The following is a 25,766-nucleotide window of genomic DNA, read 5'->3' as shown; positions in this document are numbered from 1 at the left end:
AATTTGCGTACAAAAACTTTTCCTAAAGCAAAAAACTTATAAAGTGACTTGCATTCCAGATGTTGCCTGCTTTCTACTAAATCTACGCAGATTGACGATGCCTCAGAAATTGGAGAGCCCACCATGACAACTTTTACCTACGAGGGATATATCGCGACGTTTCGACCCGACGGATCCGTATCCAAAGTCGCTGATGCTAGCATGGGAATTGTGGCAAGCGGGTCAAACTCAACAATCAGATATACAAGGACCTACACGAACGGCGAACCCGACGAGTATATCTACCTCGAAAGTCAGCTGCAGACTCTCCGTATCGGCGGCGACAACATCCCCCTCTACACCATCGCCAACTTGGACGCAGAGACAGAGCAGCTTTCGTGGAGTGGCGGCGTATCCAACATCCTTTCGGTGGAACTTGGTGGGGGGAAGACATTTCTGACGCAAATTTCTGGAAATGCGATCCCTGATATAGATTCAGCGGCTGACATGAATTATTTTATAAAATCGGTCCACAGAGTACAGCTCCTAGATTGGGGCTTCTATGGGCCGAATATGGACATTCCTCTCTCTCGTATTGGCGTTCCAAGTATTACGCAAAATGACAGAATTACTGGCGATAAGTACGCAAATAATCTTTCTGGTGGAGCAGGGAATGACAGAATTTCAGGGGCCGGTGGGAACGACCAACTGAGCGGCGGCAGAGGAAATGATGTTCTTGTCGGTGGAGTCGGAAATGATCAACTTACAGGGTCAGCTGGTAATGACCGACTGATCGGGGGTAAGGGGCGCGACACTCTGGTGGGCGGCACGGGTCATGACAGCTTCGTTTTTCAAGACAACTGCGGTACGGATCGGATCATAGATTTTGAATCCACAAACCTACGTGAGAAAATAGATTTAACCGATGTGTTAGAAATCAAGAGCTATCGCGATCTGATGAACAACCACCTAACCATGAAGGGCGGAAACACCATCATCGATGATGACTCAGGAACTAGAATTATCGTCCAAGGAGTAAACATAGACGATCTAGGTCGCAATGATTTCATTTTCTGACGCTGCGAGTTCGGCCTGGAGGCGGTGTTTTTCAAGGGCAGATTGCATTCTGAACAAGCCGACGAGCGGTAATCCTCCTGAAACGCGCCGGGTTTTGCCGGAGGCTGATTTTCGTTAGCTATGCGGCCATGGGTTCAGTTTCCAGAGCTGAATAGAAATTGGCCTCAGCTTCCGCTGGCGGGATGTTTCCGAACGGCTCGAGGTGGCAGCGCTTGTTGAACCAGTCCACCCATTCCAAGGTTGCGTATTCTAGGGCCTCGAAACTGCGCAAGGGCCACGACGGTGGATGACCTCAGCCTTGAACATGCGTTGACCGTCTCGGTCAGAGCGTTGTCATCTACAACCCGAGGCACAAGCATGCGAGGATTGAGATGCTATCGCCTGCTGAATTCGAACGGCGGCAGATGATGATGAGACTTGAAGGCGTCTAAGAAACTCGGGGCTATTCGACCAGAGGTTGTAGTTTGAAGTCAAACATGTATCCTAGAATCACCTAATGGAAAAACACTCGTGACCCAAGTCACTGCTTATAGTTGGCCTCAGACAGAAGGGATAATATCGACTATGACCGGCAGTGATCGCATGATTGCCCTGGAACGCGAGGTGATGTACACTCGAATGGCTGCGATAAGGATCATTCTTCGAGTCATTGATGAGTTCGGCGCAACGCCTCAGGAGCGGTTTCGTTTTGCCTCGCAGATCGACGAACTCGCCAAAGAAAGTGACTTTGCAACCGCTAGCATCGCAAAGTGTGTCTGCTTGTCGCTTCGCCGAAGTTAGGCTTCAGACTTAGGTAACGGGATCGTCCTACTCGAGCGGCTTTGTGTTTGGGGCACGCGCTGCAGGACTGCGGTTTTCTCTTTTGAAATGTTAGTCGGCTTCTGTGTTCAACGGTATTCGCCTTTGACCGCCTCGGGCGCGCCAGACAGTCGAGTCTCGGGCAAGCCTGCAGCAGGTTTGGAGACAGGTCCGCAGCGTCCCTTGGCTGAGATCAGTCCCATTATCGAAACACAGTTGCCATAGCCCGCCCAGCTTGGTGCGAGAGGCACCGGTGCTGTCATCCGCACTGATCAATCGCTTGGCGCTGCTGGCGCTTTCAGTCTGTGCAGAACATCAGTCATACCGTACACCCAACTGTTCAGGGCATCATGTTTTTCTAAACTGTCAACCATCAGTTCGGTGATGCCACCGGGTGTGGCGACACCTGCCAGAATGTCATCCAGTGGAGTGTCCTCAGCAAGGAGCACCCCGGCATTCCCCTGCAAAGTGGCTGCTACCAACTTTCGTGCGTAGTCGGAAGCTAACCCATGATTTTCAAACCACCGGATCATCGTGACCATCCATGCAAAACTGGCACCCGACACTGCGCCGAAGGTGGCCGCTGTCGTGAAGGTAGCCTCGTCTTTGACAGAGATCACCGGACCAAAGCGCTGCAATAACGCATGGCTTTGTACGTCGCTGGGATAGAGAACAACCGGGCCAAGGCCAAGCGCATTGGCATGACCGGGCATCATCGCCAGATGTGCGCAGGCGGGCGAAACTGCTGCAGTGACCAACTCATGGGAAACGCCTGCCATCGCTGAAATCACTACCTGTCCAGTGCGAAACTGCAGCTTCGCAAGGACCTCGGCTCCTGCGTCGGCAGGTAGACACACCATCAAGAGGTCGCTGCGCTCGATGACATCTTGATTGTCGGCGCCAACTTCGGCGCCATAGTCGCAGGCAAGCTGCGCCGCACGCGCAGCGTTGCGAGGGGAAATCATGATCCTGACATCCGGTTCCCGAGACAAACAGCGAACCAGAAAGCTTGCCAAGGATCCCGTGCCCAAAAATCCGACGCGCAATATCATGGCATTTCGTCCAGAACTTCGGCCATGGCTTTAGCCGTGGCTGCGATATCGGCGTCGCTATGTGCGAGCGAAGACAGGGAATGCAGCGTGGCCGAAGGATTCATGTAGATCCCCTTGTCCATCAGCCGCAGGGTAAAATCGCGGAATTTCAAGCGGTCTACATGGGTGCAGAATTCACGAAAATCGCTGATAACCTCACGATCCGTAAAGAAGATCTGGAACATTGAGTTCACACCCTGACAGATCACCCCATGCCGGTTCGAAGCGCGCGCAACCGTACGAAACGCTTCGGCCATCTTCAGCCCGCGGTCACGTAGAACGGAAAAACCGGCGCGATCGTTTGCCAGGAGGGTTTGCAGCATAACTTTGGTCACGCTTAACGCGAGACGACCCGCGTTATGGGTGCCGTAATGCAGCACCTTGCCCCATTCGAGGCCAGACATAACCTCGTTTCGCCCACCGATCATTGCCATGGGCAGGCCACCGCCAAGTGCTTTGCCATAAGTCACGATATCAGGGTCCAGACCGTAGAGTTCAGCGCAGCCGCCAGCAGCGACACGAAACCCTGTTACAGTTTCATCAAGATAGAACAGGGCGCCGTACTCGCGACACAGGTCCTGCATTCGCAGGAGATAGCCAGGCTTTGGTGGAATGACCCCCATATTCGACATGATACCTTCGGTCACGAGGCAAGCCGCCTCACGTCCATGGATGGCCATGGCACGTTCTAATGCCTCGACATCGTTCCAGCGGACAACAATGGTGTCGCGCCACGCTTCTTCGGGAATGCCCGAACTGTCAGGAATGCGAATCGGGTCATTGGGATGACCAAACATCGTTGGCGGTAGGGGATTGGTGTTCAATAGAACGGCATCCCACCAGCCATGGTAATGCCCCTCAAACTTGATGATCTTGCGTCTCCCAGTATGACCGCGTGCGAGCCGGATGGCAGCCATTGCGGCTTCGGTCCCTGTGTTGGCAAAGCGGACCTTCTCCACATGTGGTAGAAGGTCAACGAGCATTTCGGCCACTTCGACTTCAACCTGTAGGGCCGTGGCGAAATGAGTACCCCCCGCAACTTCACGCGCGACGGTCTCGACGACAGCGGGATGGGCATGGCCCAGGGGCAAGGCCCCGAACGCCATCATCCAGTCGATGTAGGAATTGCCGTCTACATCATACAGACGTGCGCCCTGCCCATGGCTCATGTACCGCGGGGCGCCGCCAAACGTAGAAGGACCTCGCGAGGCTGAGGAAACACCCTCGATCAGCACCTTGCGACCGCGTTCGAACAATTGTTGCGATTTCAGTCCCGTCATCGGATTAGCCTTTGATCATGAGTCAGATGAATGCTATTATACGAACACAATGCAGTCAATGAGAACGACTTGACTATAGAACACAGCAAATCGCGTCCTCGGGATGAAGATGCTCATGCAGGATTGGCCGAGCGAATTCGTACCCTGCGCCAAGCGCAGGGCATGAGTCAGGTTGACCTTGCGGCCAAGGCAGGCTTTGCCCGATCAACCCTGTCGAAAATCGAAAAGGGACAGCTTTCACCTACATTTGAGCTGCTTTTGAAACTGGCTCGTGGCTTGCAGATCGAACTTGCAGCTTTGGTTCAGCCTGAGCGGCACCCGCTTGTTGGGCGTCTGCACGTCGAACGTAGGATGTCGGGTGTGGCCCTCGACTATCCCAATCACCGTTTCTACGCGCTGGCCAGTCAATTGCAGGGTCGTCACTTTCAGGCGGCGGTCGTCGATTTTATCGAGGCCGACCTCGCGGCCTTCGGCCCGATGAACAGGCATGAGAGCGAGGACATGCTTTTTGTCCTATCCGGTCGGCTTGCGTTCCATTCGGAAGGCTACACGCCTATCACGCTAGATGTCGGTGACAGTTTGTTTTTTGACGGCACGATGGGTCATGCCTGCCTTAGCGCATCTCAAACTGAGCCTTGTCAGTGTCTTTATGTCTATGCAGCATTATGAAGATCGACAATACTGAGTGCGTCTTTCTGTGCCGCATGGCCAGCTAGGCATTGGATAAGAAGTTGTAATGGAGAGAGTAGATGCATAAATCAATCACCTTTTGCACCATCTTCGGCGCCCTTGTTGCACTCGGATCGGCAGCCTATGCGGAATGCACCGGCAGCAATGGTCGTGGCTGGGGACGTGGTCAGGGTAATGGCAGTTTCGAGATGACGGTGGCTGACAAGACCTGCGAGATCAGCTTTCCGGGCTTTATCTTCGAGGCGACGAATACGCGCATTCCTGCAACCGAGGTCAAGCTGACCCACGGGCCAAAGAATGGAAAATTGACGATCGCCAAGGGTCAGGGCCTGATTTATACGCCCAGTCCTGGCTTCAAGGGCAAGGACAAGTTCTGCACGACCAACACCTCGAATGACCCCAAGGTCAAGGGCGACAAGCTGTCAGGATGTATCACGGTCACAGTTAACTAGAGACCGGCTACGCGTTCAGCGGTCTTTTGATAGAATCATCATTGAAATATTCGAATCCGGGCAGATTTGATGATCTGCCCGGTTCCTCTTTTAGGCCTCGCTCGCAGCGTCGACAGTAAATCAACGACTTTGCGGGGGGATCAGCCCGAGTACGGCTCGTTCGTCAAAGTTCCGCCCCATTGCATTGAATAGCCCCGAGTTTCTTAGACGCCTTCGCGTCTCATCTTCTGCTGCCGTTCGAACTCGGCGTGAACTGATGCGGTGGATGCCCCCACCCGACAGCATCGAATGTGCCAAAGTGGTTTTGTTGGAACCAAGATGAGGGAGGCATCCATGTCTGAGATTAGCATACTGGCGATCGACCTTGCCAAGAACAGTTTTCAGGTTTGCGGCGTCAGGTCGGATGGCGTCGTTGTCTTCAACCGGGCGATATCGCGTGGGCGGCTGGTGCAGTTGCTTGCGGATCAGGTACCGTGTGTTGTCGCTATGGAGGCTTGCGCCACGTCGCATCACTGGGGCCGTGTGGCCATGGCGCACGGTCATGACGTGCGGCTGATCCCGGCAAATTATGTGAAGCCCTTTGTGAAGCGCCAGAAGAATGATTTTGCTGACGCGGCAGCCATCGCCGAAGCGGCCTCACGGCCCAGCATGAGCTTCGTCGCCGTTAAGAGCGCCGAGAAGCAAGGGCGTGCCGTAGCTTTTCGAACGCATCAGTGTTTTGTGCGGCAGCGGACGCAGTTGATCAACGCGCTACGAGGGCATCTGGCAGAGTTCGGCCTGGTGGCTCCGAAAGGGCCGATCCATCTGAAGCTTTTGCAAACTGCCTTGAAGGGATCGGATGTCGATCTGCCTGCGCCGGTTCGGGAGATGGGACAGATCTATTTGCAGCAGATCGACCAGCTGACCGACATCATCACGCGCTTGGCCTGCGACCTTGAGGCTGCGACAAAGACCGATTGCGAGTTGCGGCGACTGTGCACCGTGCCGGGCATTGGCCCAGTGACCGCCGGCGCCATCGCGGCTTTTGCTCCGGATCTTGAGGCCTTTGACAATGGCCGGAACTTTGCCGCGTGGCTGGGTCTAGTCCCGCGACAACACTCAACCGGCGGCAAGACCCGCCTAGGTGCGGTCAGCAAGATGGGGCAATGCGACATCCGCAAGCTGTTGATCGTCGGGGCCATGAGCGTAATCCGCTGGGTTGTGCGCCGCGGCAGCAGTCCCGACCGATGGCTGGCCAACCTCGTTGCCCGCAAGCCGCGCATGGTTGCCGCCGTCGCATTGGCTAACAAGATGGCACGAATGGTTTGGGCGATGATGACGAAAGGGGAGGACTATCGAATGGCGTGATCCCAAGCAGCAAAACGCGGGATGACGTTATGGGCCGCAAGGCCTGGGCAAGGTGATCGACAGACGGAGTAAGCGACACGGACTTCAAAGTTCAAGGTGGGAAACCCAGTCCCGGAGCTCGAGCGCTACAGCTCTCTGAACCGATGTGGGCCTTGCCTTCCGAACAGCATACCGGCCCGTGGCGTCACAAAGGCCACATTGAGAGGCCTGACACACGACCGATTGAAGCCCAGACGAAACGTCGAACAATCAGCTTGCAAAACCGGGGGCATCCACACACGGTGGCACTTGGCGGGCGGCTATACCTTCTGCCTCAAGAACCGCCCAGAGTTGCCATTCCTGACCGCCAGTAGATTCAAAGCAGACGACGGCGTCTCGGTCTCTGGCAAGATCCGCTGCGGCAGCATGACCCGCCGGGGCGTTGGGCACTCTGACGCGATGCCCATCTGGGAGGCAATGAACGTCAAGCCAATCGCGGCTGACATCTATGCCGATAACGCGGCCATGTGATAGGTTGTCCATGCTCTCTTCCTTCTGGTGCGCGGTCCTGCAAGGCCGCAATCAACTGTTCGAGACGATGAAGAGAGGCGGTGCCGACAGGCTAAGAAGCGAGGTCAGGCCACAAGGGTCAGACGTCGCGCACCACCCCGTCACTGACCCTGGCCGGGGCCGGTGACGGGGCCAGTATAGCAGAGCGCAGATACAGAAGGGTCAGGACTCGTTCTCGCGTCATAGCCAGAACATGACGGTTGCGGCGAGGGCGACGGCCGAAAGGAAGACCTTTGGGCACCTACAGATTTTCTCGCGTGTATATCTCGAAGGGAACCACACGGGTCAGGTTTGCGGGGCTGCTGATGGGCGCGCATGCGGCGACCATGGCCTCCATCGCGTCATGGGCAAGTCGGTCCAATGGGTGCGAGATGACAAGGGTCATGGTGCCATCCAGCAGCGCCGAACGGGTCACATCAAACAGATCATAGCCCACCGCCACAATTTTCTCCGTCTTGCCCGCACTGCGCAGCGCAGCAAGCGCGCCACTTATCCCACCGCCCGAGATGTAAAGCCCGACCAGATCAGGATGCTCTGCAAGCAGCTTTTCCGTCATCTCCTGCGCGATTGCCGAGGCTTCAAAGGTTGAGAGCGGTTCAAGCAGGGTAAACTCGGACGCCATTTCGCGGAAATAGGACCGAAAACCAGCTTCGTTCATTTCCTGATTTCGATAGCGAGGGTTGCCCAGAAGAATCCCGATCTTGCCGGGGGTCTTGCAGACATTGGCAAACGTCCATGCAGCGGTGCGGCCAACCTTCCAGTTGTCCAAACCGATATAGGGCACCTGACCGGTGGCCGAAAGCTGCCCCACAAGAGCAAAGACATGCACCCCCCGCGCCTGAATCTGGGCCACGGCCTCGGTCACGATGGGATGCACGGCGGCAACGATGCACAGGGCCTGACAGTCCTTTGCCAGCGCAAGCGCGCGGTCAGCGGTGTTTTGTGGCGACAGATCCTCCAGAAATTCGATCCGCAGGTCGATCTCGGCGCTGGTCACCTCGGCCACGGCGCGGCGCAGGGCGGCGGCGATGTTTTGGTAGAACGGGCGATGCGGCTGCAACAACAGAACGCCAAAGCGGTATTTCGGGCGACTGGCTGCAACGCGCGACTGGATGGTGCCCAAGCCGTAGAAGCCGATTCTCTCCGCCGCTTCCTGAACCAGAAGCCGAGTCGGCGCGCGCACATTGGCCGCCCCCGCCAAAACCCGGTTCACGGTGGCAACAGAAACGGCGGCCGCATCGGCCAGATCGCGGGGCGGGTCATCTGCAGAACATCTCAAATCATATCATTTGTGATACCACATGATACATTTGAGACGAAATTAAGCAAACAAAAATTCCATTCTTGATCGAGCGTGGAATTGAAAGTCTAAGAATGATCCATGAGGCGGTCTGCAGGGCCACACCCGACAGACGCCCCAGCAGGGGAAATTTACCAAAGCACCGGGCTGCAAAGCCAGACCGCGCACCGTGCACAACGGGCCCGGCGCGATGGCGTATTTTCTTTGCAAAGCAGCAGGTCAAGCAACGGAGGCGAGAGATGGACGATCTGAAATTCGGCACCCGGAACAAACGTGGCGACTGGGCCCCGTCTGCGGTTCTGGACGTGCCACCGTTCTGGAAGCGCCCGTTCAGCCTGCCGAAAGTTCTGGCCTGGATCCCGGAATACCTGTTCCCGTGGAACGCCTTCCACATGGCAACCACGCTGATCTGGTGGTTCTATGTCGTGCCCGATGTCGAGGTGATGAAAACCCTGTCCTTTGGCTGGCCGCTCTGGCTTTACGCCGTGAACGCCGCCGCGATCTTCGTGTTTTACGGCGGGGTGGAGCTGTTCTGGTATGTAAAGAAAAAGCAGGGCACGCGGTTCAAGTACAACGCGAAATTCCCGGCCGAACAGCCTTCGGATGTGTTCTGGTTCAAATCGCAGAACATCGACAACTTCCTGCGCAGCTTCTTCCTCTCGATCCCGCTGTGGACGCTGGTGCAGGTGATCTTTTTGCACGCCTATGCCACGGGCGCCGTTCCATGGTTGAGCTGGTCTGACAACTGGCTGTGGCTGGTCACGCTGACCCTGTTGGCCCCAGCGATCCATGAGGTGCATTTCTTCTGCATCCACCGCCTGATCCACACGCCGCTGCTGTATAAATGGGTGCATTCGGTTCACCACAACTCGGTCAACCCCAGCCCGTGGTCTTCGCTGTCGATGCACCCTGTCGAAGGCTTCCTGTATCACGCCGTTGCGCTGTGGCACCTTGTGATCCCCTCGAACCCGATCATTGCAATGTTCCAGCTGCATCTGGCGGGGTTTGGCGCGGTGAATGGCCATATCGGGTTCGACAAGCTGGAGATCACGGAAGACAGCACTTTGGACAGCCACGCCTACGCCCATTACCTGCACCACAAGTATTTCGAAGTGAACTACGGCGGGGATGGGCTGATCCCTTTGGACAAGTGGTTTGGCTATTTCCACGACGGATCGAAAGCGGGCGATGCGCAGATGCAGGCCCGGTTCGAGAAAAAGAAAGCGCGGATGAACGCCAAGGCGTTGCGCGGATGATCCATCCCTGCTGATCCGGCAGGGAGGCCGGGTCAGCAGGTCAACCCAAAGATTGAAAACCCGCCACCAACGGCGGGACAAGGGAGGAGACGACACATGAGCTTTATGAAAACCCTCGCCAAGGCATTGGCAACCACGGCCCTGATCAGCAGCGCTTCGGCGGCGATGTCGGCCGATATCGCGGTGATCGGCGGCTCGAATGACGATGCCTTCTGGAACATCATCAAGAAAGGCATAGACGATGCCACCCCCGGCGTTGTCGCCAATGGCGGCAGCGTGAACTACCTGCGTCTGGTGAATTACGACAACTTCGCCCCCGATGTTGTGCAACTGATCCGCACCGCGATCTCGATGGAGGTTGATGGTCTGGTCATCCCGAACTGGGTGCCCGAGGCCGAAGATCCCGCAATCAAGGACGCCATCGCCGCAGGGATCAAGGTGATCCTGATGAATGCGGGCGGTGCTGACAAGGCGACCGAACTGGGCGCGATCAACTATGTCGGCTCTGATGAATATGTGGCCGGTCTGGCCGGGGGCGAGTATTTCGGCAAGGGCGGGCAGAAGAATGTGCTCTGCATCAACACCCTGCCGGGTGCGTCCAACACCGAGGCGCGCTGCAAGGGCGTGATCGATGGCGTGACCACCGCAGGCGGCATGGGTGCGCAACTGCCGCTGCCGACCACCAGCTTTGGCGATGCAACGGCCGTGGCCGAGGCGATCAAGGCGGAACTGCTGAAAGATGAAAGCATCGACGGCGTCATCACCATCTCGGCCGGCGACGCTGACAGCGCGGCCATCGCGGTGGATCAGGCGGGCAAGAGCGGCAAGACCCTGCTCGGCTCGTTCGACATGAACCAGGCGGGTCTTGACCGTATCAAGGGCGGCACCCAGGCCTTTGCCATTGACCAGCAGCCCTATCTGCAATCCTTCCTGGCGGTCAGCCTGCTGGCCGCGCATATCGACTTTGGCACCGACCTGCCGGTGTTTCCGGTGCTGACCGGCCCGGGGATCGTGGATGCGTCCAACATCGATGCCACGCTGGCCGGGGTGGCCAAAGGCGCGCGTTGATCTGACATCGGTCCGGCCCCCGCCACGGGTTGGCCGGACCCCACACCTCGCCCGTTTCTCGCAGCCATTCCGGGGGCATCATGTCCAGAACCTTTTCCTTTGGCGCCCTTGCGCGCCGCCCCGAAGCGGGGGCCGCGCTTGGCCTTTTCGCCGTCCTCATCTTCTTTGCCATCTTTGGCGGAGTCACCTTCCTGAAACCCTCCGGCATGGCAAGCTGGCTGAACGTTGCCGCAAACCTTGGCGTCATCGCCATTCCGCTGGGCCTGTTGATGATCGCGGGCGAGCTGGACATCTCGGTCGGGGCCATGGTGCCCTTTGGCGCGATGACCGTTTCCGTGATCTCGGGCCATTACGGGTTGCCGATCTGGATGGGCATTGCTGCGGCATTGTCTTTCGGCGTGATCGTCGGTCTGGTGAATGGCTTTCTGGTGATCCGCACCGCCGTTCCATCGCTGATCGTGACGCTGGGCACCCTGTTTGCCGTTCAGGGCATCGTGCTGGGCCTGACCGTGCTGATCACCAAATCCACCTCGGTCGCCCTGAAAACCGAAGGCGTGGCCAAGGTGATGTTTGGCGATTTCGTGCTGGGCGGGCAGATGCAGGTCATGGTGTTGTGGTGGCTGGGGCTGACGGCGCTGTATGTGTTCTTTGTCCACCTGTCACCCTTCGGGAACTGGGTTTTCGCCATGGGCGGCGACAAGGTTTCGGCCCGCAACGCCGGCATCCCGACCGAGCGGCTGACCATGGTGCTGTTCGTGCTGTCCTCCACCTCCGCCGCCTTTGTCGGCATGTGCCAGGCGATCCTTTACAACTCGGCCCAGGTGGCGGGCGGGCAGTCGTTCATCTTCAACGCGATCATCTCGGTTGTGGTGGGGGGCGTGCTGCTGACCGGGGGCTTCGGGTCGGTGATCGGGATCTTCTTTGGCACCATCACCTTCGCCATCGTCACCCAAGGCATCTACTACACTGATTTTGACCGCAACTGGTCGTCGCTCATCATCGGCGTGCTGCTGTTGGGCGCAGTCTTGATGAACAATACCTTCCGCAAAATGGCGCTGTCCTATGCGCCGAAGAAAGGGGGCAAGTGATGGCCGCACCAATCCTTGCGCTGCGTGGCGTCAACAAATCCTTCGGCCCCATCGACGTGCTGCATGACATCACGCTGGAGGTCCGCGCGGGTGAGGTTCTGTGCCTGCTGGGCGACAATGGCGCCGGAAAATCCACGCTCATCAAGATCATGTCGGGCGTCCACCAACCCAGCTCTGGCACCATAGAGATGGATGGCACGGGCATCGGCCTGCCGACCCCGCGCGCCGCATCTGAAAAGGGCATCGCCACGGTGCACCAGTTCGGTGGAACCTTCCCCCTGATGTCCATCGGCCGCAGCTTTTTCGTGGGGGTAGAGCCGACCAAGGGCTTCGGGCCGTTCAAGGTTTATGACCGCCAGCGCGCCAATGACATCGCCGTCAAGGCCGTGCGCGATTTCGGCATCACCCGGATCGACGACGGCGACCGTCTGGTCGGCGGTCTGTCCGGCGGCGAACGTCAATCACTGGCCATTGCCCGTGCCGTGCATTTCGGCGCGCGGGTGCTGATCCTGGATGAGCCCACCGCAGCACTTGGCGTCAAGCAGGCCACCCATGTTCTGCGCATCGTGAACGAGGCGAAACGGCGGGGCCTCGCGGTGATCTTCATCACCCATCAGGTGATGCACGCCATGGCCGTGGGCGATCATTTCGCGGTGCTGATCCGCGGCGCGGTCGCCGCCGACTTCCACAAGGGCGAAAAGACCCGCGAAGAAATCACCGATCTGATGGCGGGCGGGGCCTCGATGGCCAGCCTTGAGGCCGAGATCGAAACCTACATGAACAGCCATGGCGGCCACCCGCCGCCGCCGGCGCAATAGTCTCCCCGTCGGTGTCCAGTTTCCCCCGGACACCGATCATCGCCCCGGCCCGATCCTCTACCGGGCCGGGGCACCCAAAAACCGATGGATCTGATCATGCCCAACTGGATACGCGCCTGCGCCACCACCGACATCGACCTTGACGATCTGATGCGCTTTGATCACGGCGCGCAGACCTTCATCATCATCCGCAGCGAAGAAGACGAGTTCTTCGCCATGGACGGCATTTGCAGCCACGAAAAGGTGCATCTCGCCGACGGGCTGGTGATGGAGGGCACGGTCGAATGCCCCAAGCACAGCGCCACCTTCTGCTACCGCACCGGCGAGGCCAAGCGCGCTCCCGCCTGCATCAACCTGAAAACCTTCCCCGTCAAAGTCGAAGACGGCGCTGTGTATATCGAGATCTGACATGACATTCCCCCTTGCCGCCTGCGCCGAAATGCTGTGGTGCGACCGCCCGATCGAGTGGCGCGCGTCGCGTCTGAAAGAGATGGGCTTTGGTGTTGGCCTGTGGAACTGGCCCGCCTGGGATTTGGCCAAGCTGGCAGCCACGGGGGCCACTTTCACCATCATGAATGGCTATCTCGAGGGGCGCCTGGCCGATGATGCGGGCGCTGACCTGCTGCTGGCCTCGGCCCGGGAAACCGCTGCCGTGGGCAAACGGCTTGGGGTGCAGCGGCTGAACCTGCACGGCACGGGGCTGGGCGATGGCGGTATCCCGATCTGGCAGACACAGGTGGCTACGGGTGCAATGTGGCTGAAGGCCCGCGATACCCTGAACCGCATCTGCGATCTTGGGGCGGAACTGGGTGTGATCTTTACGCTGGAAAACCTAAACCTGCTGGATCATCCGGGCTGCCCCTTCGGGTCAACGGCAGATGTGCTGGCGCTGGTGTCCGCGGTCAACCGCCCCGAGCTTCGCATCAACCTTGACCTTTACCACACCCAGATCGGCGAGGGTGATCTGATCCGCTGGTGCGAGAAATGCCTGCCATGGATCGGTGAGGTGCAGGTGGCCGACAACCCGGGCCGCTACGAGCCGGGCACGGGCGAGATCAACTATCACGCTATTGCCAAGGCTTTGAAAGCCATGGGCTATTCCGGCCATGTCAGCCTTGAAGGCTTTGCCAGCGGCGATGAAGAGGCTGCTCTCGAAGCCTTCCGCAACGCTTTTACGGTGTAATATCATGGTCCACAAAGCCAATCGCCCCACGGTGCACGACATGCGCGCCATGAAAGCGCGGGGGCAGAAAATCAGCATGCTCTATGTCACCACGCTGGAGGAAGCCGCCGCGGCCGATGCGGCGGGCATCCACATGCTGTCGATTGAAAGCCGCTTCTTCACCGCTGAAATGCGCGAGGCGGCAGGCCGCTGTTTCGTGCAGGTCGGTCTGCCCTTCGGCCCCTATGGCGGGCTGGCCACAGCGGAAGAGTACCTCCGCGCGGCGTTCAAGTTCACTGCGATGGGGGGCGACTGCTTCTACTGCGCCGCCAGTCTGGATATCCAGAAGGCGCTGTGCGACAACCACATGCCCGTGGTCGCCCATGTCGGCCTGATCCCCAGCTACATCACCTGGACCGGCTGGCGCGCGGTGGGCAAAACCGCAGCCGAGGCACGGTCGGTCTGGGACCATGTGAAACAGCTGGAAGCCATCGGCTGCTTTGGTGCAGAGCTGGAGGTGGTGCCCGACCGTCTGGGCGCGCTGATCTCGCAAAACACCCCGATGATCATGCTGGGCATGGGAGCGGGGCCGGGGGCCGACGCGCAATATCTGTTCGCCGAAGACGTGCTGGGCTGCACCGATGGCCACAAGCCGCGTCATGCCAAAACCTACCGCACCTTCGCCGCCGAATACGCCCGGCTGCAAAGCGAACGCATCGCCGCCTTCCGCGAGTTCATCGCCGACGTGAACGCAGGCGCCTATCCCGAACCGCAGCACAACGTCGCCATGGCTGACGCTGAATTCGCCGCTTTCAAGGCCGATCTGGGCCTGTAACTGACAAGGTCATCACATGTTGAACGTAGCCCTTCTTGGCGCAGGCCGCATCGCGGGCGTGCATGCCACCGCCATTTCCACCAATCCCGGCAGTCGTCTTGTCGCGGTGTCGGACATCAACGCTGACGCCGCCGCCAAACTGGCCGCGCAATACGGGGCCGAGGCCCGCGCCACCGAGGCCATTCTGGCCGATGCGTCGATCGACGCCGTGCTGATCGCCACCTCGACCGACACCCATTCCGACCTGATCGAGCGGGCAACGGCGGCGGGCAAAGCCGTGCTGTGCGAAAAGCCGGTGGATCTGTCGCTGGCGCGGGCACAGGCCTGCCAGAAGGCCGTCACCTCTACGGGCCGCCCCGTGATGATCGGCTTCAACCGCCGCTTTGATCCGAACTTCGCCGCGCTGAAAGCCGCGCTGGACAAGGGCGAGATCGGCAAGGCCGAGCTGCTGTCGATCACCTCGTTCGACCCGGCGCCCCCGCCCGTGGCCTATATCAAGGTCTCGGGCGGTCTGTTCCGCGACATGATGATCCATGATTTCGACATGGCCAATTTCATCATGGATGCGCCCCCCGTCACCGTTTCAGCTGTGGGATCCTCCATCGTCGATCCGGCCATCGGGGCGGCGGGAGACGTGGATACGGCGGTGGTCACGCTGACCTATGCCGATGGTCGGATTGCGGTCATCAAGAACAGTCGTCGAGCGGTCTATGGCTATGACCAGCGGGTTGAGCTGCTGGGGTCCGAAGGCTTGCTGCAGGCGCAGAACATGCTTGAAAACACAGTCGTCAAATCGACCATCGCCGGAGTCACAGGGGCAAAACCCACCTATTTCTTCCTTGAACGCTATATGCCGGCCTACTCTGCTGAATGGGCCGCCTTTGTTGCGGCAGTCAGCGCAGGGGACGCGCTGCCGGTCACCTTGTCTGACGGCATCGCGGCGCTTGCGATGGCAGAAGCCGCTGCACAGTCGTTGCAATCCGGAAAGCCGGTGGCTTTCGCGAACGTGCTGGGCACCTAGCAGACGACGGCGTCTCGGTCTCTGGCAAGATCCGCTACGGCAGCATGACCCGCCGGGGCGTTGGGCACTCTGACGCGATGCCCATCTGGGAGGCAATGAACGTCAAGCCAATCGCGGCTGACATCTATGCCGATAACGCGGCCATGTGATAGGTTGTCCATGCTTTCTTCCTTCTGGTGCGCGGTCCTGCAAGGCCGCAATCAACTGTTCGAGACGATGAAGAGAGGCGGTGCCGACAGGCTAAGAAGCGAGGTCAGGCCACAAGGGTCAGACGTCGCGCACCACCCCGTCACTGACCCTGGCCGGGGCCGGTGACGAGGCCAGTATAGCAGAGCGCAGATACAGAAGGGTCAGGACCCATTGATCTGCTTGAGGTCGCCAGGCCTGCATGTTTCAAGCTCCCGGACTGACGGGGGTGAAGATGAGCAACCTTTTTTGGCTTACTGACGAGCAGATGGACCGGCTGCGGACGTTCTTTCCGAAGCGCCATGGCAAGCCGCGTGTCGATGACCGGCGTGTTCTGAGCGGGATAATATTCGTCAATCGCAATGGGTTGCGGTGGTGCGATGTGCCTCGGGAGTATGGCCCGCCGAAGACACTCTACAACCGATGGAAGCGATGGGGCGACATGGGGGTGTTCGCCCGGATGATGGAGGGACTGGCCTCCGAAGGCGGCGAAGAGAAGGTCGTCATGATCGACGCGACCTACCTGAAGGCGCACCGCACGGCTTCGAGCCTGCGGGCGAAAAAGGGGGGCCCGGCGACCAGAGAGGGCGTCTGATCGGCCGCACCAAAGGTGGCATGAACACTAAACTCCACGCATTCACCGACGCCAAGGGCCGCCCGCTGCGCTTCTTCATGACCGCGGGCCAGGTCAGCGACTATACCGGCGCCGCGGCCTTGCTGGGCAGCCTGCCGGCCGCTGAATGGCTGATTGCCGACCGGGGCTATGATGCCGACTGGTTTCGGGATGCTTTGAAAGACAAGGGGATACGCCCCTGCATCCCGGGCCGGAAGTCACGCGCCAAGACCGTCCCCTACGACAAGCGCCGCTATAGTCCCCGCAACTGGATCGAGATCATGTTCGGTAGGCTGAAGGACTGGCGCCGCGTCGCAACCCGCTACGACAGGTGCGCAAAGACATTCCTCTCCGCAGTCGCTTTCGCCGCTACCGTCATGTTCTGGCTATGACGATCAATGAGTCTGGAGCCTAACCAAACGCCAGTATTTTCAGGCGGTTGTCTGTGCATCAAGCGCGGCAATTGCTTTAGGCGATTGGACCAGCCTGTGTACCAATCGGAGTGGCCCTGCTGCCGTGAACCCGCCGTCAACAGGAATGGCCACGCCGTTGATGAAGGTCGAGTCCCGCGAGGCGAGAAAAAGTACGGCCTTTGATATCTCGTCGATGTCGCCATGTCGACGAGCCGGTGCTGCATGCAGCATCGCCGCAAAATGCGGGAACCCGGCAGTCAACTCGCTGATAAGCGTTCCAGGGCAGATCGCATTGACGCGGACGCCGAATTCACCCAGTTCCGACGCTGCTGTCCGAGTCAGGCCAAGGAGGGCCGTCTTTGCCTTTACTTATGTTCCGGAGTGGCTGGCTTGGAACAACAGCCTCACCTTGAAATCTCACCGGCCATCACTGCTTGCCCATGAACAGCCAGGTTTGCTGCAAATCTCGGACATCCGAACTGGCGGATCACGTCGAGGACTCGGGCATCATAGGCTGTCTGACCGATCAGCCGACGAAGATCTGACGCATGAAACTCCCTGTTCTTACTTGGCGCTGCAGCGATCAGTCGATGCAATTCCTGCTCGGCCTGATCAAGGACGGGCCGCGGTATGGCGTCTGCAAATGACCTCGTTCCCGCACTTGCCGAAGTCCGCCATTTCCGCATGAAGCCAAGCAGAAACCCCGCTGGAACGGCTGCGTTTCCGCGCGCCTTGTTGAAGACCACGAAGCGGTCCCAGATCGCCTGGGTATCGACATTCCAACAGGCGAGCGAGGTTTTCGCGGCTCTGATCAGTTCTGCCCAAGTCGTATCGTAGACATTGGCGTGCGCATCGATTTCGATCCGCCCTGCGAAGATAGTTTTGTTTTTAGACTCCATAGATAGTGATGTGTCGCCTGTGGCTGACACGGCGTCTGGCGAGATTGGATCATCTTCGGGGCCGCTGAAGCGAAACAGCCAAGGTGCGAATTTGCCGTTTGGCTTCCAGCGGGTGAGGCGCAGACCGGACTGCGCCAGTTCGGAGAGCAGGGCAGTTAAATGCTGTCGTGACACGCCCATCTTCTCGGCCAAATGCGCAAGGGTGAAGGCGGCGGTGCCACGGGCGAGGCCATTGTATCCATCCTTCCAGGCGATGCCATCGAGGATGACTGTGGCCAACTTGTGGGCGGCAACCGAAAGCGGCGTCTGGGTGATGCGGCGCAGAATGGCGCCAGTCGTCATGTCCATGATGGAGTGTCCTTCGGATCAGGACATCAGACCGATCAGCAAGCAAAAATCGGCCCGACAAGTGGACTTGTCGGTTGATTGGCTGCTTCAGTAGCGCTAGAAAACTCTTTGTCACGAGAGAATTCAGCGCGGCGTTGGGTCTATGGTCTGACGTCGTTTCTGTTTTTGGGGGGGGTGGTTTCCGGTCCGGTTAAAGCTAGAGATCAACTCGGTCAGTAGTGCACCACCTCATGGCCATAGGTGCCCTCATAGTCCCGCCATTCTACAAAGACCCCACGAAGATGGATGGTTGGGCAACCGGACTGGTCATAGGCCTGCAGCCCTTTCCAGCCTTGCAAGCCCTCAAATGCCGAGGGGACCGCTTCCACATGCGAGCGGTGCCAACGGAACCTCCCCTGTTCATCATAAATTCCCACCCGAACGCGTTGTGATTGGGTGCACATATCGCTGCCTCCACCGCTCAAACGTTGGTAGGCTTGATCAATGTGGAAAACCCGGATCGTGCGCAGAAAGTCGAAGGCGGGATCAGTGATATCGACCTTGGCTTTAGCGTCGGCCAAAAGTGGTACGGTCGGAGCCTCCGGGTGTGAATAGACGCGCGGCGTTTGGGCTGCCTGGAAATCGACCTCAAGAAGCCGAGCTCGCGGGCGATCCTCACCCCGGAAACTCGCCCGCATCGGGCAATTCCAGATCTGGAGTGGCGGTTCGATCGGCCAAGGTGTGATGCGACGAATGAAGACAGTGCGGGCGCGGGCGCATTCGGCGGAAGTGGGCCAGCCCCCGGCGAGACACAAGAGGATCGCGCAATCGACGGGGTAAGCCGCTGCCGGGGTGATGGTCGTGATTGAGAGACCAAGACCAAGGAGCAGGCTAGGGAGGAGGGGTTTCACGGGAGGTCCTTCTGGGCTGGGTGATTGTTGAGGAAGGCTGAATAGGCCTCGGTGGCCACGCGGGCTTCGGACAAGGCGCGGCTGCGCTCAGTGTCGAGACAGGCGACGTGATCACTCAGGGCGGCGAAGTATGCCTCGAACTCGGCCACAATTTCCGCGCGGTACTTGGCGAGAACCGCATCCGGCAGATCGGCGATCGGCACTTCTGGTGCCAGACAGCGAATCGCCTCTGGTTGTGCGAAGGCTTCGGAGCCAAGGGCGACTGCCATGCAGATTGCGGGCAGAAGCCGGGCCCGCCTGCGCAATGGGCGTGCCTTGCCGGACAATGAAACTGCGTCTGGAGGCGGACGATCTCTCAATATTTCTTGGGCTTTTCTCAACTTCGCGGTCTCACGTTTCAGCTCCATTTTTCGATTTGGGAAGGCTCTGACCGCTGGCCTGAGCCGAACGCCCGTTCAGTCATCCGACGGCTCGTGCAGGCTTCTTTTATCGTATTTGTCATTTTTGCATTGAACGCACCATACTTTCTGTTAGGCATCGCTTCACAAATAAATCTGCGATACAACGTTCCCAACAGATGATCCGAGGGGACCCCATGACTACCAAACGGCGTGCATTGCCTGTCTTGCTGGAACGCGATTTCCGCAAGCTGGCCGCAATCCCAGGAGCGACTGTTGAGATCGAGTGTGTCAGTGCGCCCAACCCCGACGAGCGGTTCTCGGGGGAATGGCTGTTTTACGTTGTCAGCCCTGCGGGGGAGCGCTTCCTGCTGGTCACCGCGCTTGCGCGGGAACGGATCGTCAATTCGCCAATCGGTATGTTCGGTCTCGCCTTTGGCAAACTCAACCTCGACCATCTCGACGTGCCTGCTGTCGCTGGCGCTGTCTGCACTGGCATGCGGAGCCTCTCAGGCGGAAGTGATCCGCTGGAATGAGCCGGAAGGGCAGGGCGGTGACGTTCAGTTCGCCGCACTTGATACATCTGTTCTGCGCTATGACGGTCAGGGACAGCTGATTGTCCCGGTGCGTCCTGAACCTGTTGAAGAAGAGACCCGAGAAGGGGAGGGTGCAGAAGCAGCAGCTGACGTCTCCCACAGCACCAAAGGAGTTGCAGCCCCAAGGGATGTGCTGCCGTCGATCCGGCTCATCGCCACCCGCTATCAGGACCATCCGGCCCTGGCGCGGCTGGAGATTTCGCCCACAGAGTGGACCGCCTTCTTCCAGGCGATGATCAAGGTCGAAAGCAATTACATCCACGGGGCTGTCAGCCATGCGGGTGCCCTGGGTCTCGCCCAGTTGATGCCGGGAACCGCCACCTATCTTGGCGTCGATCCAGCGGACCCAATCGAAAATCTCGACGGCGGCGCGCGCTATCTTCTCGAACAAATGGCAGCCTTTGGTAGCCTGGAACTGGCCCTTGCCGCCTACAACGCCGGGCCTGATGCAGTTCGCAAATATGACGGCGTGCCACCCTACGCCGAGACCCAGTCCCACATCGTAAAGGTGATGGCGGCCTATGACCGCATCCTCACCGATCTCTGACAAAAAAAGGACACCTCCCATCATGCGCAATCCAAACCTGGCTCTTCTGGGCCTGACCCTTTGCACCCTTTTTCTGGCGCAATCCGAGCCTGCTTTGGCGCAAGTGGTCTTTACCAAGGCTGAGAAAGTTGCAACCGGCGTCCTGGCCTCGTTCCGGGGCACACTGGCGACAGCATTTTTTGGAATTGCCTTCGTGGTGACCGGGTTCCTGGCGGCCTTCAACCGGATCTCCTGGGCCTGGGTTGCACTGGTTGTTGTCGGCGCCTTTCTCGTCTTCGCGGGCCCCGCCATCGTCGCCAACCTGCGTTCGTCGTTCAGCTGAGGCGAGGTCAGATCCATGGAGAAAAGCGCGGTCATCCTCGGGCTTTCGCGGCAAGCCAGGTTCCTCGGCCTGCCGATGCCCTATGCCATGGCAGTGGGAGCGATGACCGTGCTGCCTTTCATCCTCTTCAAAGCGGTCTGGTGGTTCCTGACGGCCCCGATCTGGTACGGGCTGGCTCGTATCGCCACGAAGGTGAACCCTAACGGGCATCATGTCTTTGCGGTCCTGATGCGGGCGACGCCGATGGCCATTCTTCGGAAAGGGCGGCGCCATGTTTCTTGAACGGGATGGGTTGAAGGGCAGGGCGCGGGCGCTGATCCCGGCTGACCCGAAGATCTATGCGCACCTGCCTTACGTCATCGAGCTTGATGATGAGGTGGTCCGGACACGCGACAACGGGTTGATGATTTCGCTCGAAGTGACCGGCATCGACGGAATCACAGCGGGAACTTCAGCGATCACAGCCCTGCGGGCAGGGTTCGCGCATCTCCTCGACACGCTCGATGAGCGTTTCAGCTTCTATCTGCACCGGATGATGCGCCCGGTCCAAGCCCAACTAAAATCGATCCACGGCCAAAGCTTCGCCGCCGATATCGACCGAGCCTGGAGTGCCGAGCTGCAGCGCCGCAATCTTCAGGACTCTGTGCTGATCCTGACGGTCGTCCGGCGGCAGGTTGCCCCGCTGGCGGTGCCGCTCTTTGGCAAGGCGGCTGCAAAGGTCTGGGGCGAGGATACCGACCGGCGCTTGGAAGAATTGCGCGAGGTGGTCTCGATCCTCGAGACAGGCCTTGGCGTCAAATCTCACCGGCTCAAGATCAGCGATGGCAGCCTGACTGGCTTTTATGCGTCGCTCTTGACTGGCGAGTTGCGCAACAAACGCCGCAGCGCGTTTGGCATCATCGCCGAGGATGCGAGCGATGCCGCCATCCGCTTCGGCAAAGGTCAGTTCACGGTGGAGGAGGGGGCGGACACAGCTCGTGTTGGAGCCGTCCTCTACGTGAAGTCCTATGCCACCTCGACCTGGCCCGGCATGCTGGATGCGCTCGGAGCTTCCCGCGACACCATCATCACTCACAGCTACACACCGATCGAGCGCGGCAGCATTACCGAACGGGTCAAACGACGCGTGGCCCAAATGCGGGCCTCCGAGGACATTGCCGCTACGATCGAGGCCCAGCTCTTCGAGGCAGCGGACAAGTCCGAAAGCGGCGAGTTGGGCTTTGGTCTGCACCAGATGACCATCACCGTCTTTGCCGGGGATCAGGCTGCGCTCGATACCGAAGTCGCCCGCATTCGCGGCATTGCACATCAAAATGGCATGCGGCTGGTCCGCGAAGTCACGGCCCTCGAGGCTGCGTTCTTCGCCATGCACCCTGGCAACATGGATTATCGGGCGCGGGACATGACCGTCTCGTCGTTGAACTTCTCCGATATGGCGGCGCTACATGCCGCCGATACTGGAACGGAAGCTGCCCGCCTGCCATGGCAAACGCCGCTGACGCTGTTTCAGACGCTGCAGGGCAGCCTGCACCGGTTCAGCTTCCATGAACCTGGTGATCCGCTGGCAGAACCAACCAACGGTCACACTCTCGTTTTGGGCAAATCAGGCGGCGGCAAAACCACCACCGTCGCCTTCCTCGCGGCCCAAGCGCAAAGGGCAGGGGGCCGCACGATCATCTTTGATAAGGAAGCGGGCCTCAAGATGGCGGTCCGCGCCCTTGGCGGCCGCTATGCCGAAATCCGTGCCGGACGACCGACGGGCCTGAATCCGCTTGCCACGGAATCCGGTGAACGCGGTGAGGCATGGTTTCTGGATTGGCTCGTGGCGCTGCTTGAATCCCGTAGCGGGCCGATGACGCCGCTGCAGTCAGAAGCACTGAAGTCGGCGATTTCCCAGAACGGCAAAGCCCGGGAAGGGCTGCGGAACTTCCGCGCGTTTCAGGAACTGTTCGGTGATGTGGGCGACGGACTCGATCTGGCGCAGCGGATCAGCGAATGGGGCCCCGAGGGTCGCTACGGCTGGGTGTTTGGTGAGGCCGAGGAGCCGGTGGTGGATTTCACCAGCCATGATGTGACAGCGGTCGATCTCACCGAAATCCTCGATCTCGGCACCGAACGCACCGCGATCCTCGGCTATCTCTTCCGCCGCATCGAGATGCTGATCGAGGAAAAGCGCCCGACGCTCATCCTCATTGATGAGGCCTGGAAGGTGCTCGACGACGAGTACTTCGCCAGGAAACTCTCCGAATGGCTGGTGACGGCGCGCAAGAAGAACGTGGTCGTGGTGATGATGACGCAGTTTCCAAGCCAGATCCGGGGTTCCAAAACCCGCTCGATACTGGAAGCGCTCCCCAACCAGCTTCTGTTCCCGAATGGCGAAGCGTCGAGCGCCGACTATGACGGGTTCCGGCTGACCGATGGCGAGTTGGATTTTGTCCTCAGCCCGATCCCGGGTCAGCGCATGGTGCTGTCGCGCACACCGCGCAGCTCGACAGTCTTGAATGTCGATCTCAAACCCTTGGGGTCGCTGCTGACTGCGCTCGGTGGTGGTCAGGCTGGCCTCAGTACCTTTGGCACTGACTACGCCGCGCGACCCAAATTCTGGAGGGAGTGATTGTTGAATGAAATCAATATATTACATAAATATCATTATCGGATTCGGCTTTTTCACGCTTGCTGGCTGTGCCGGCGTGCCGATCACCAAGACCAACTGCTGGGCGAAGGCGGGGCCTACTGTGACCAGTTCCACCAAGAGCGCAAGACCCGACGTAGTTTCAGGTCCGCGGGTAGACACGTCGAGCCTTGATGTCATTCCCTGCCACTAAATTCCAACGCTCGGCCAGAGTCCTTGCTCTGGCAACTGCGGCGCTGCCGCTCATGGCGATGGCGCGAGGCGTGCCCATTGCGGATGGCAAGTCGGTCATCCAGCATGCTCTGGAGATCGCGCAGATGACCACACTGACGGGCGCGCGCGAGCTTGAAGCCGACAAGAAGAGCCGCAGCGCCGAGTTGCATCAAAACCAGCTTGACGCCTTGGACGCCACGCTGGCCATGATGACTGGGCCGACCCGGTGGATCACCGATCTGGAAATCCTGCCCGGTGCAGAGACCGCGGCACTCTACAAGGTCGAGGACAACAGCCCTTATGCCGCCCGGCTCTTTGGCGATGCCAAGACCAGCATCGAGGAAATGATTGTCGCAACCGCCCGAAAATATGCCACGCATCCGGGCCTTGCCCGCGCCGGGTTGAACCCGGTCGAATTCCGTATCTGGTTCCAGAGCCTCGTGAAACAAGAGTCCGGGTTTTCCATCGGCGCGCGCAGCCCGGTCGGGGCCTTTGGCCTCACGCAGGTCATGCCGGGCACGGCCAGGGATCTCGGCATTTATCCGGCGTATTATGATGACCCGATGCTGCAGCTTGACGGCGGCGCGCGATATTTTCTGGCGCAGTTGAACAAATTCGGCTCCGTGCCGCTGGCCCTCGCCGCCTATAATGCCGGTCCCGGCAACGTCTCGAAATATGGCGGTATCCCACCGTTCAAGGAAACTCAGGATTACGTTGTCCGCATCACCGGGTTCTTCAACGCCTATGCACACAAGATCACCGGCGTCGATCAGGTTGGCACCTTTGATCCGCGCGACTTGGCGATCGCCGAGGCCAGTAACATTGCCGACGCGGGCCTGCACTATGGCATGGCCGCCTCTGTTGAGATCGAAGCGGCGCTGAAGCGGTTGCGCTCCATCATCGAACGCATCCCCACGACCAAATCGGCCAAGGAAGCCTTTGACCTCAACAGCTATGCCCGGGCGGAAGCAGTGCGTATTGCGCTGATGGTCGGACGGGTAAAGTCAGCCCGCACGAAGGTCGACCAGGCGCGATATGCACTCTGGTTGCAGGCCTATGCCGTTGATTCAACATTCCTCAAAGTAAGCGCAGGTTCCAAATGATCGCCATAGCCATCCGGGGCCTGGGCTCCGTTCTTGTCACTGCCGCCTTTGCAATGCCGGTCACCGCTCATGCCCAGGGCGTACCGACAGTTGATCTCACCAGCATCGCCAAGATTGGAGAGGTGCTGGCCGAGGCCAAGCTGCAGGTGAAGGAGCTAATTGCCTCGAACCTGAAGCTCGACGAGCAGATCCTGAAGCAAATCGAACAGATTACGACGCTCAAGGCGCAGCTTGATGCTTTGCGCAACGGGCTCACCTTGGAAGCCTTGGGCATTCCAGATCCTGACACCTTCTTCGATGATATCCTGCCCGATATTTTTGATCTGACAGGCGGGCTCATCGCAGCCAAGGGCGGCAACTATTCCCTGATGACCAGCTCCGGCAAGGTCGGCGGCAAGCCTGCCACGCAGTATGTTTCCGAGTTCTTCGTCTCTGCTGGCTTAGACAGGGCCACAGTCGATACTTTGGCCAAGAGCGATGATGCAGGGGCGGCACGGATCGGCGCTCAGGCCAATACGGCAGCCTTCCTTTCGGCTGCGGCTGAATCCTCTTCCGTCAAGGCCACGGAAAGCCTCGAGCGGGTCCACGAACTCGTCCAGGAGATCCCGGACACGGAAGGGCTGAAAGAGGCGATCGACCTCAACACCCGCATGACAGCGGAACTGTCGATTGCGCTGGCCAATATCTGGAACATGGAATCCGCCCAGCTGATGGGCATGGGCGAAGCGGGCGTCATGGACGCCGCCACCGCCGCAGAAGAGCAGAAGTTCATCAAGGTCCTTGGGGGAGAATGAT

28 protein-coding genes and 2 pseudogenes are annotated in these 25,766 nt (G+C 59.2%); 22 read left to right on the top strand and 8 right to left on the bottom strand.

Features of this window, described 5'->3' with window-relative positions; translation table 11 throughout:
* Positions 1-123 precede the first annotated feature (123 nt).
* The gene (locus KM031_RS20235; RefSeq protein ID WP_215507207.1) at positions 124-1,056 is read left to right on the top strand and encodes a calcium-binding protein; all 933 of its coding nucleotides are present in this window, start codon (positions 124-126) and stop codon (positions 1,054-1,056) included.
* 118 nt (positions 1,057-1,174) lie between these two features.
* On the opposite strand, the pseudogene KM031_RS20230 reads toward KM031_RS20235, so the two are convergent.
* Positions 1,175-1,391, bottom strand: a pseudogene (locus KM031_RS20230) (IS3 family transposase); the annotation flags it as partial.
* Between the two features lie 229 nt (positions 1,392-1,620).
* Between KM031_RS20230 and KM031_RS20225 the strand changes: the two are divergent.
* Complete coding sequence (locus KM031_RS20225; RefSeq protein ID WP_215507205.1) at positions 1,621-1,836, top strand: hypothetical protein; 216 nt, start codon at positions 1,621-1,623, stop codon at positions 1,834-1,836.
* 290 nt (positions 1,837-2,126) lie between these two features.
* Here the strand turns inward: KM031_RS20225 and KM031_RS20220 are convergent, their stop codons facing one another.
* Both KM031_RS20220 and KM031_RS20215 read right to left on the bottom strand, forming a co-directional pair.
* Positions 2,127-2,906, bottom strand: a complete 780-nt coding sequence (locus KM031_RS20220; protein WP_215507204.1) for an NAD(P)-binding domain-containing protein — start codon at positions 2,904-2,906, stop codon at positions 2,127-2,129.
* Complete coding sequence (locus tag KM031_RS20215) at positions 2,903-4,225, bottom strand: aspartate aminotransferase family protein (RefSeq protein WP_215507201.1); 1,323 nt, start codon at positions 4,223-4,225, stop codon at positions 2,903-2,905. Before KM031_RS20215 ends, KM031_RS20220 begins: the two co-directional genes overlap by 4 nt.
* 30 nt (positions 4,226-4,255) lie before the next feature.
* Between KM031_RS20215 and KM031_RS20210 the strand changes: the two genes are divergently transcribed.
* The 4 genes from KM031_RS20210 (at position 4,256) to KM031_RS20195 (ending at position 7,224) form a co-directional block, all read left to right on the top strand.
* On the top strand, positions 4,256-4,894 hold the full coding sequence (locus tag KM031_RS20210) for a helix-turn-helix domain-containing protein (RefSeq protein WP_260692223.1): 639 nt from the start codon (positions 4,256-4,258) through the stop codon (positions 4,892-4,894).
* An 80-nt stretch (positions 4,895-4,974) separates the two neighbouring features.
* Positions 4,975-5,367, top strand: coding sequence for a hypothetical protein (locus KM031_RS20205; protein ID WP_215507198.1), 393 nt, complete (start codon positions 4,975-4,977; stop codon positions 5,365-5,367).
* 333 nt (positions 5,368-5,700) lie between these two features.
* Entirely contained in the window at positions 5,701-6,714 is a 1,014-nt protein-coding gene (locus KM031_RS20200) for an IS110 family RNA-guided transposase (protein WP_215507196.1), read from the top strand.
* Between the two features lie 288 nt (positions 6,715-7,002).
* Complete coding sequence (locus tag KM031_RS20195) at positions 7,003-7,224, top strand: hypothetical protein (protein WP_215507195.1); 222 nt, start codon at positions 7,003-7,005, stop codon at positions 7,222-7,224.
* A 280-nt stretch (positions 7,225-7,504) separates the two neighbouring features.
* Here the strand turns inward: KM031_RS20195 and KM031_RS20190 are convergent, their stop codons facing one another.
* Positions 7,505-8,542 (bottom strand): LacI family DNA-binding transcriptional regulator, encoded by a 1,038-nt coding sequence (locus tag KM031_RS20190; protein ID WP_215507193.1) that lies wholly within the window; start codon positions 8,540-8,542, stop codon positions 7,505-7,507.
* A 260-nt stretch (positions 8,543-8,802) separates the two neighbouring features.
* Here KM031_RS20190 and KM031_RS20185 point away from each other — a divergent pair, with 260 nt between their 5' ends.
* From KM031_RS20185 to KM031_RS20145, 9 genes are all read left to right on the top strand, one after another.
* Positions 8,803-9,819 (top strand): sterol desaturase family protein, encoded by a 1,017-nt coding sequence (locus KM031_RS20185; RefSeq protein WP_215507191.1) that lies wholly within the window; start codon positions 8,803-8,805, stop codon positions 9,817-9,819.
* Positions 9,820-9,915: 96 nt separating this feature from the next.
* Positions 9,916-10,887 (top strand): substrate-binding domain-containing protein, encoded by a 972-nt coding sequence (locus KM031_RS20180; protein ID WP_215507189.1) that lies wholly within the window; start codon positions 9,916-9,918, stop codon positions 10,885-10,887.
* A gap of 80 nt (positions 10,888-10,967) precedes the next feature.
* The gene (locus KM031_RS20175) at positions 10,968-11,975 is read left to right on the top strand and encodes an ABC transporter permease (protein ID WP_215507187.1); all 1,008 of its coding nucleotides are present in this window, start codon (positions 10,968-10,970) and stop codon (positions 11,973-11,975) included.
* A complete protein-coding gene (locus KM031_RS20170) occupies positions 11,975-12,793 on the top strand; it encodes an ATP-binding cassette domain-containing protein (RefSeq protein WP_215507185.1) in 819 nt (272 codons plus the stop codon). The genes KM031_RS20175 and KM031_RS20170 overlap by 1 nt, the downstream gene beginning before the upstream one ends.
* A gap of 96 nt (positions 12,794-12,889) precedes the next feature.
* On the top strand, positions 12,890-13,201 hold the full coding sequence (locus KM031_RS20165) for a MocE family 2Fe-2S type ferredoxin (protein ID WP_091296948.1): 312 nt from the start codon (positions 12,890-12,892) through the stop codon (positions 13,199-13,201).
* 1 nt (position 13,202) lies between these two features.
* Positions 13,203-13,976: a TIM barrel protein gene (locus KM031_RS20160; RefSeq protein ID WP_215507183.1), complete on the top strand. Its 774-nt coding sequence runs from the start codon at positions 13,203-13,205 to the stop codon at positions 13,974-13,976.
* Positions 13,977-13,980: 4 nt separating this feature from the next.
* Entirely contained in the window at positions 13,981-14,790 is an 810-nt protein-coding gene (locus tag KM031_RS20155) for a 3-methyl-2-oxobutanoate hydroxymethyltransferase (protein ID WP_215507181.1), read from the top strand.
* Between the two features lie 16 nt (positions 14,791-14,806).
* Entirely contained in the window at positions 14,807-15,811 is a 1,005-nt protein-coding gene (iolG, locus tag KM031_RS20150) for an inositol 2-dehydrogenase (RefSeq protein ID WP_215507179.1), read from the top strand.
* Between the two features lie 421 nt (positions 15,812-16,232).
* Positions 16,233-17,002 (top strand): IS5 family transposase gene (locus KM031_RS20145; protein WP_260692222.1). Its coding sequence is split into 2 segments (ribosomal slippage): positions 16,233-16,569 and positions 16,569-17,002, totalling 771 coding nucleotides; the frame shifts between segments, so codons are not numbered across the junction.
* Positions 17,003-17,041: 39 nt separating this feature from the next.
* On the opposite strand, the pseudogene KM031_RS22715 reads toward KM031_RS20145, so the two are convergent.
* The 4 genes and pseudogenes from KM031_RS22715 to KM031_RS20130 all read right to left on the bottom strand — a co-directional run.
* Positions 17,042-17,374 (bottom strand): annotated as a pseudogene (locus tag KM031_RS22715) (SDR family oxidoreductase); the annotation flags it as partial.
* A 53-nt stretch (positions 17,375-17,427) separates the two neighbouring features.
* Positions 17,428-18,270 carry a hypothetical protein gene (locus KM031_RS20140; protein ID WP_215507177.1) on the bottom strand — a complete coding sequence of 281 codons (843 nt, stop codon included), beginning with the start codon at positions 18,268-18,270 and terminating at the stop codon, positions 17,428-17,430.
* Between the two features lie 212 nt (positions 18,271-18,482).
* Positions 18,483-19,160 (bottom strand): hypothetical protein, encoded by a 678-nt coding sequence (locus KM031_RS20135; protein ID WP_215507175.1) that lies wholly within the window; start codon positions 19,158-19,160, stop codon positions 18,483-18,485.
* Positions 19,157-19,567, bottom strand: a complete 411-nt coding sequence (locus tag KM031_RS20130; RefSeq protein WP_215507214.1) for a hypothetical protein — start codon at positions 19,565-19,567, stop codon at positions 19,157-19,159. Before KM031_RS20130 ends, KM031_RS20135 begins: the two co-directional genes overlap by 4 nt.
* Before the next feature lie 188 nt (positions 19,568-19,755).
* Here KM031_RS20130 and KM031_RS20125 point away from each other — a divergent pair, with 188 nt between their 5' ends.
* The 7 genes from KM031_RS20125 (at position 19,756) to KM031_RS20095 (ending at position 25,765) form a co-directional block, all read left to right on the top strand.
* Positions 19,756-20,094, top strand: coding sequence for a hypothetical protein (locus KM031_RS20125; RefSeq protein WP_215507173.1), 339 nt, complete (start codon positions 19,756-19,758; stop codon positions 20,092-20,094).
* Entirely contained in the window at positions 20,078-20,701 is a 624-nt protein-coding gene (locus KM031_RS20120; RefSeq protein WP_260692221.1) for a lytic transglycosylase domain-containing protein, read from the top strand. The genes KM031_RS20125 and KM031_RS20120 overlap by 17 nt, the downstream gene beginning before the upstream one ends.
* Before the next feature lie 22 nt (positions 20,702-20,723).
* Positions 20,724-21,023: a TrbC/VirB2 family protein gene (locus KM031_RS20115; protein WP_215507171.1), complete on the top strand. Its 300-nt coding sequence runs from the start codon at positions 20,724-20,726 to the stop codon at positions 21,021-21,023.
* Between the two features lie 15 nt (positions 21,024-21,038).
* Complete coding sequence (locus KM031_RS20110) at positions 21,039-21,305, top strand: VirB3 family type IV secretion system protein (protein ID WP_215507169.1); 267 nt, start codon at positions 21,039-21,041, stop codon at positions 21,303-21,305.
* Positions 21,295-23,637, top strand: coding sequence for a VirB4 family type IV secretion/conjugal transfer ATPase (locus KM031_RS20105; protein ID WP_215507167.1), 2,343 nt, complete (start codon positions 21,295-21,297; stop codon positions 23,635-23,637). The genes KM031_RS20110 and KM031_RS20105 overlap by 11 nt, the downstream gene beginning before the upstream one ends.
* A gap of 191 nt (positions 23,638-23,828) precedes the next feature.
* Positions 23,829-24,971, top strand: coding sequence for a lytic transglycosylase domain-containing protein (locus KM031_RS22630; RefSeq protein ID WP_215507165.1), 1,143 nt, complete (start codon positions 23,829-23,831; stop codon positions 24,969-24,971).
* Positions 24,968-25,765, top strand: coding sequence for a type IV secretion system protein (locus KM031_RS20095; RefSeq protein WP_215507163.1), 798 nt, complete (start codon positions 24,968-24,970; stop codon positions 25,763-25,765). The genes KM031_RS22630 and KM031_RS20095 overlap by 4 nt, the downstream gene beginning before the upstream one ends.
* The last annotated feature ends 1 nt before the right edge of the window (position 25,766 follow it).

The organism is Gemmobacter fulvus (assembly GCF_018798885.1).
Classification (GTDB): Bacteria; Pseudomonadota; Alphaproteobacteria; order Rhodobacterales; family Rhodobacteraceae; genus Gemmobacter; species Gemmobacter fulvus.
The sequence above is the reverse complement of the archived record's forward strand: the minus strand, read 5'-3'. Positions and strand labels throughout refer to the sequence as shown.

Coding starts and splice junctions, on each gene's coding strand:
- KM031_RS20235 (WP_215507207.1), top strand. CDS start 124: ATGACAACTTTTACCTACGAGGGATATATCGCGACGTTTCGACCCGAC.
- KM031_RS20225 (WP_215507205.1), top strand. CDS start 1,621: ATGACCGGCAGTGATCGCATGATTGCCCTGGAACGCGAGGTGATGTAC.
- KM031_RS20220 (WP_215507204.1), bottom strand. CDS start 2,906: ATGATATTGCGCGTCGGATTTTTGGGCACGGGATCCTTGGCAAGCTTT.
- KM031_RS20215 (WP_215507201.1), bottom strand. CDS start 4,225: ATGACGGGACTGAAATCGCAACAATTGTTCGAACGCGGTCGCAAGGTG.
- KM031_RS20210 (WP_260692223.1), top strand. CDS start 4,256: ATGCTATTATACGAACACAATGCAGTCAATGAGAACGACTTGACTATA.
- KM031_RS20205 (WP_215507198.1), top strand. CDS start 4,975: ATGCATAAATCAATCACCTTTTGCACCATCTTCGGCGCCCTTGTTGCA.
- KM031_RS20200 (WP_215507196.1), top strand. CDS start 5,701: ATGTCTGAGATTAGCATACTGGCGATCGACCTTGCCAAGAACAGTTTT.
- KM031_RS20185 (WP_215507191.1), top strand. CDS start 8,803: ATGGACGATCTGAAATTCGGCACCCGGAACAAACGTGGCGACTGGGCC.
- KM031_RS20180 (WP_215507189.1), top strand. CDS start 9,916: ATGAGCTTTATGAAAACCCTCGCCAAGGCATTGGCAACCACGGCCCTG.
- KM031_RS20175 (WP_215507187.1), top strand. CDS start 10,968: ATGTCCAGAACCTTTTCCTTTGGCGCCCTTGCGCGCCGCCCCGAAGCG.
- KM031_RS20170 (WP_215507185.1), top strand. CDS start 11,975: ATGGCCGCACCAATCCTTGCGCTGCGTGGCGTCAACAAATCCTTCGGC.
- KM031_RS20165 (WP_091296948.1), top strand. CDS start 12,890: ATGCCCAACTGGATACGCGCCTGCGCCACCACCGACATCGACCTTGAC.
- KM031_RS20160 (WP_215507183.1), top strand. CDS start 13,203: ATGACATTCCCCCTTGCCGCCTGCGCCGAAATGCTGTGGTGCGACCGC.
- KM031_RS20155 (WP_215507181.1), top strand. CDS start 13,981: ATGGTCCACAAAGCCAATCGCCCCACGGTGCACGACATGCGCGCCATG.
- iolG (WP_215507179.1), top strand. CDS start 14,807: ATGTTGAACGTAGCCCTTCTTGGCGCAGGCCGCATCGCGGGCGTGCAT.
- KM031_RS20140 (WP_215507177.1), bottom strand. CDS start 18,270: ATGGACATGACGACTGGCGCCATTCTGCGCCGCATCACCCAGACGCCG.
- KM031_RS20130 (WP_215507214.1), bottom strand. CDS start 19,567: ATGGAGCTGAAACGTGAGACCGCGAAGTTGAGAAAAGCCCAAGAAATA.
- KM031_RS20125 (WP_215507173.1), top strand. CDS start 19,756: ATGACTACCAAACGGCGTGCATTGCCTGTCTTGCTGGAACGCGATTTC.
- KM031_RS20115 (WP_215507171.1), top strand. CDS start 20,724: ATGCGCAATCCAAACCTGGCTCTTCTGGGCCTGACCCTTTGCACCCTT.
- KM031_RS20110 (WP_215507169.1), top strand. CDS start 21,039: ATGGAGAAAAGCGCGGTCATCCTCGGGCTTTCGCGGCAAGCCAGGTTC.
- KM031_RS20105 (WP_215507167.1), top strand. CDS start 21,295: ATGTTTCTTGAACGGGATGGGTTGAAGGGCAGGGCGCGGGCGCTGATC.
- KM031_RS22630 (WP_215507165.1), top strand. CDS start 23,829: ATGTCATTCCCTGCCACTAAATTCCAACGCTCGGCCAGAGTCCTTGCT.
- KM031_RS20095 (WP_215507163.1), top strand. CDS start 24,968: ATGATCGCCATAGCCATCCGGGGCCTGGGCTCCGTTCTTGTCACTGCC.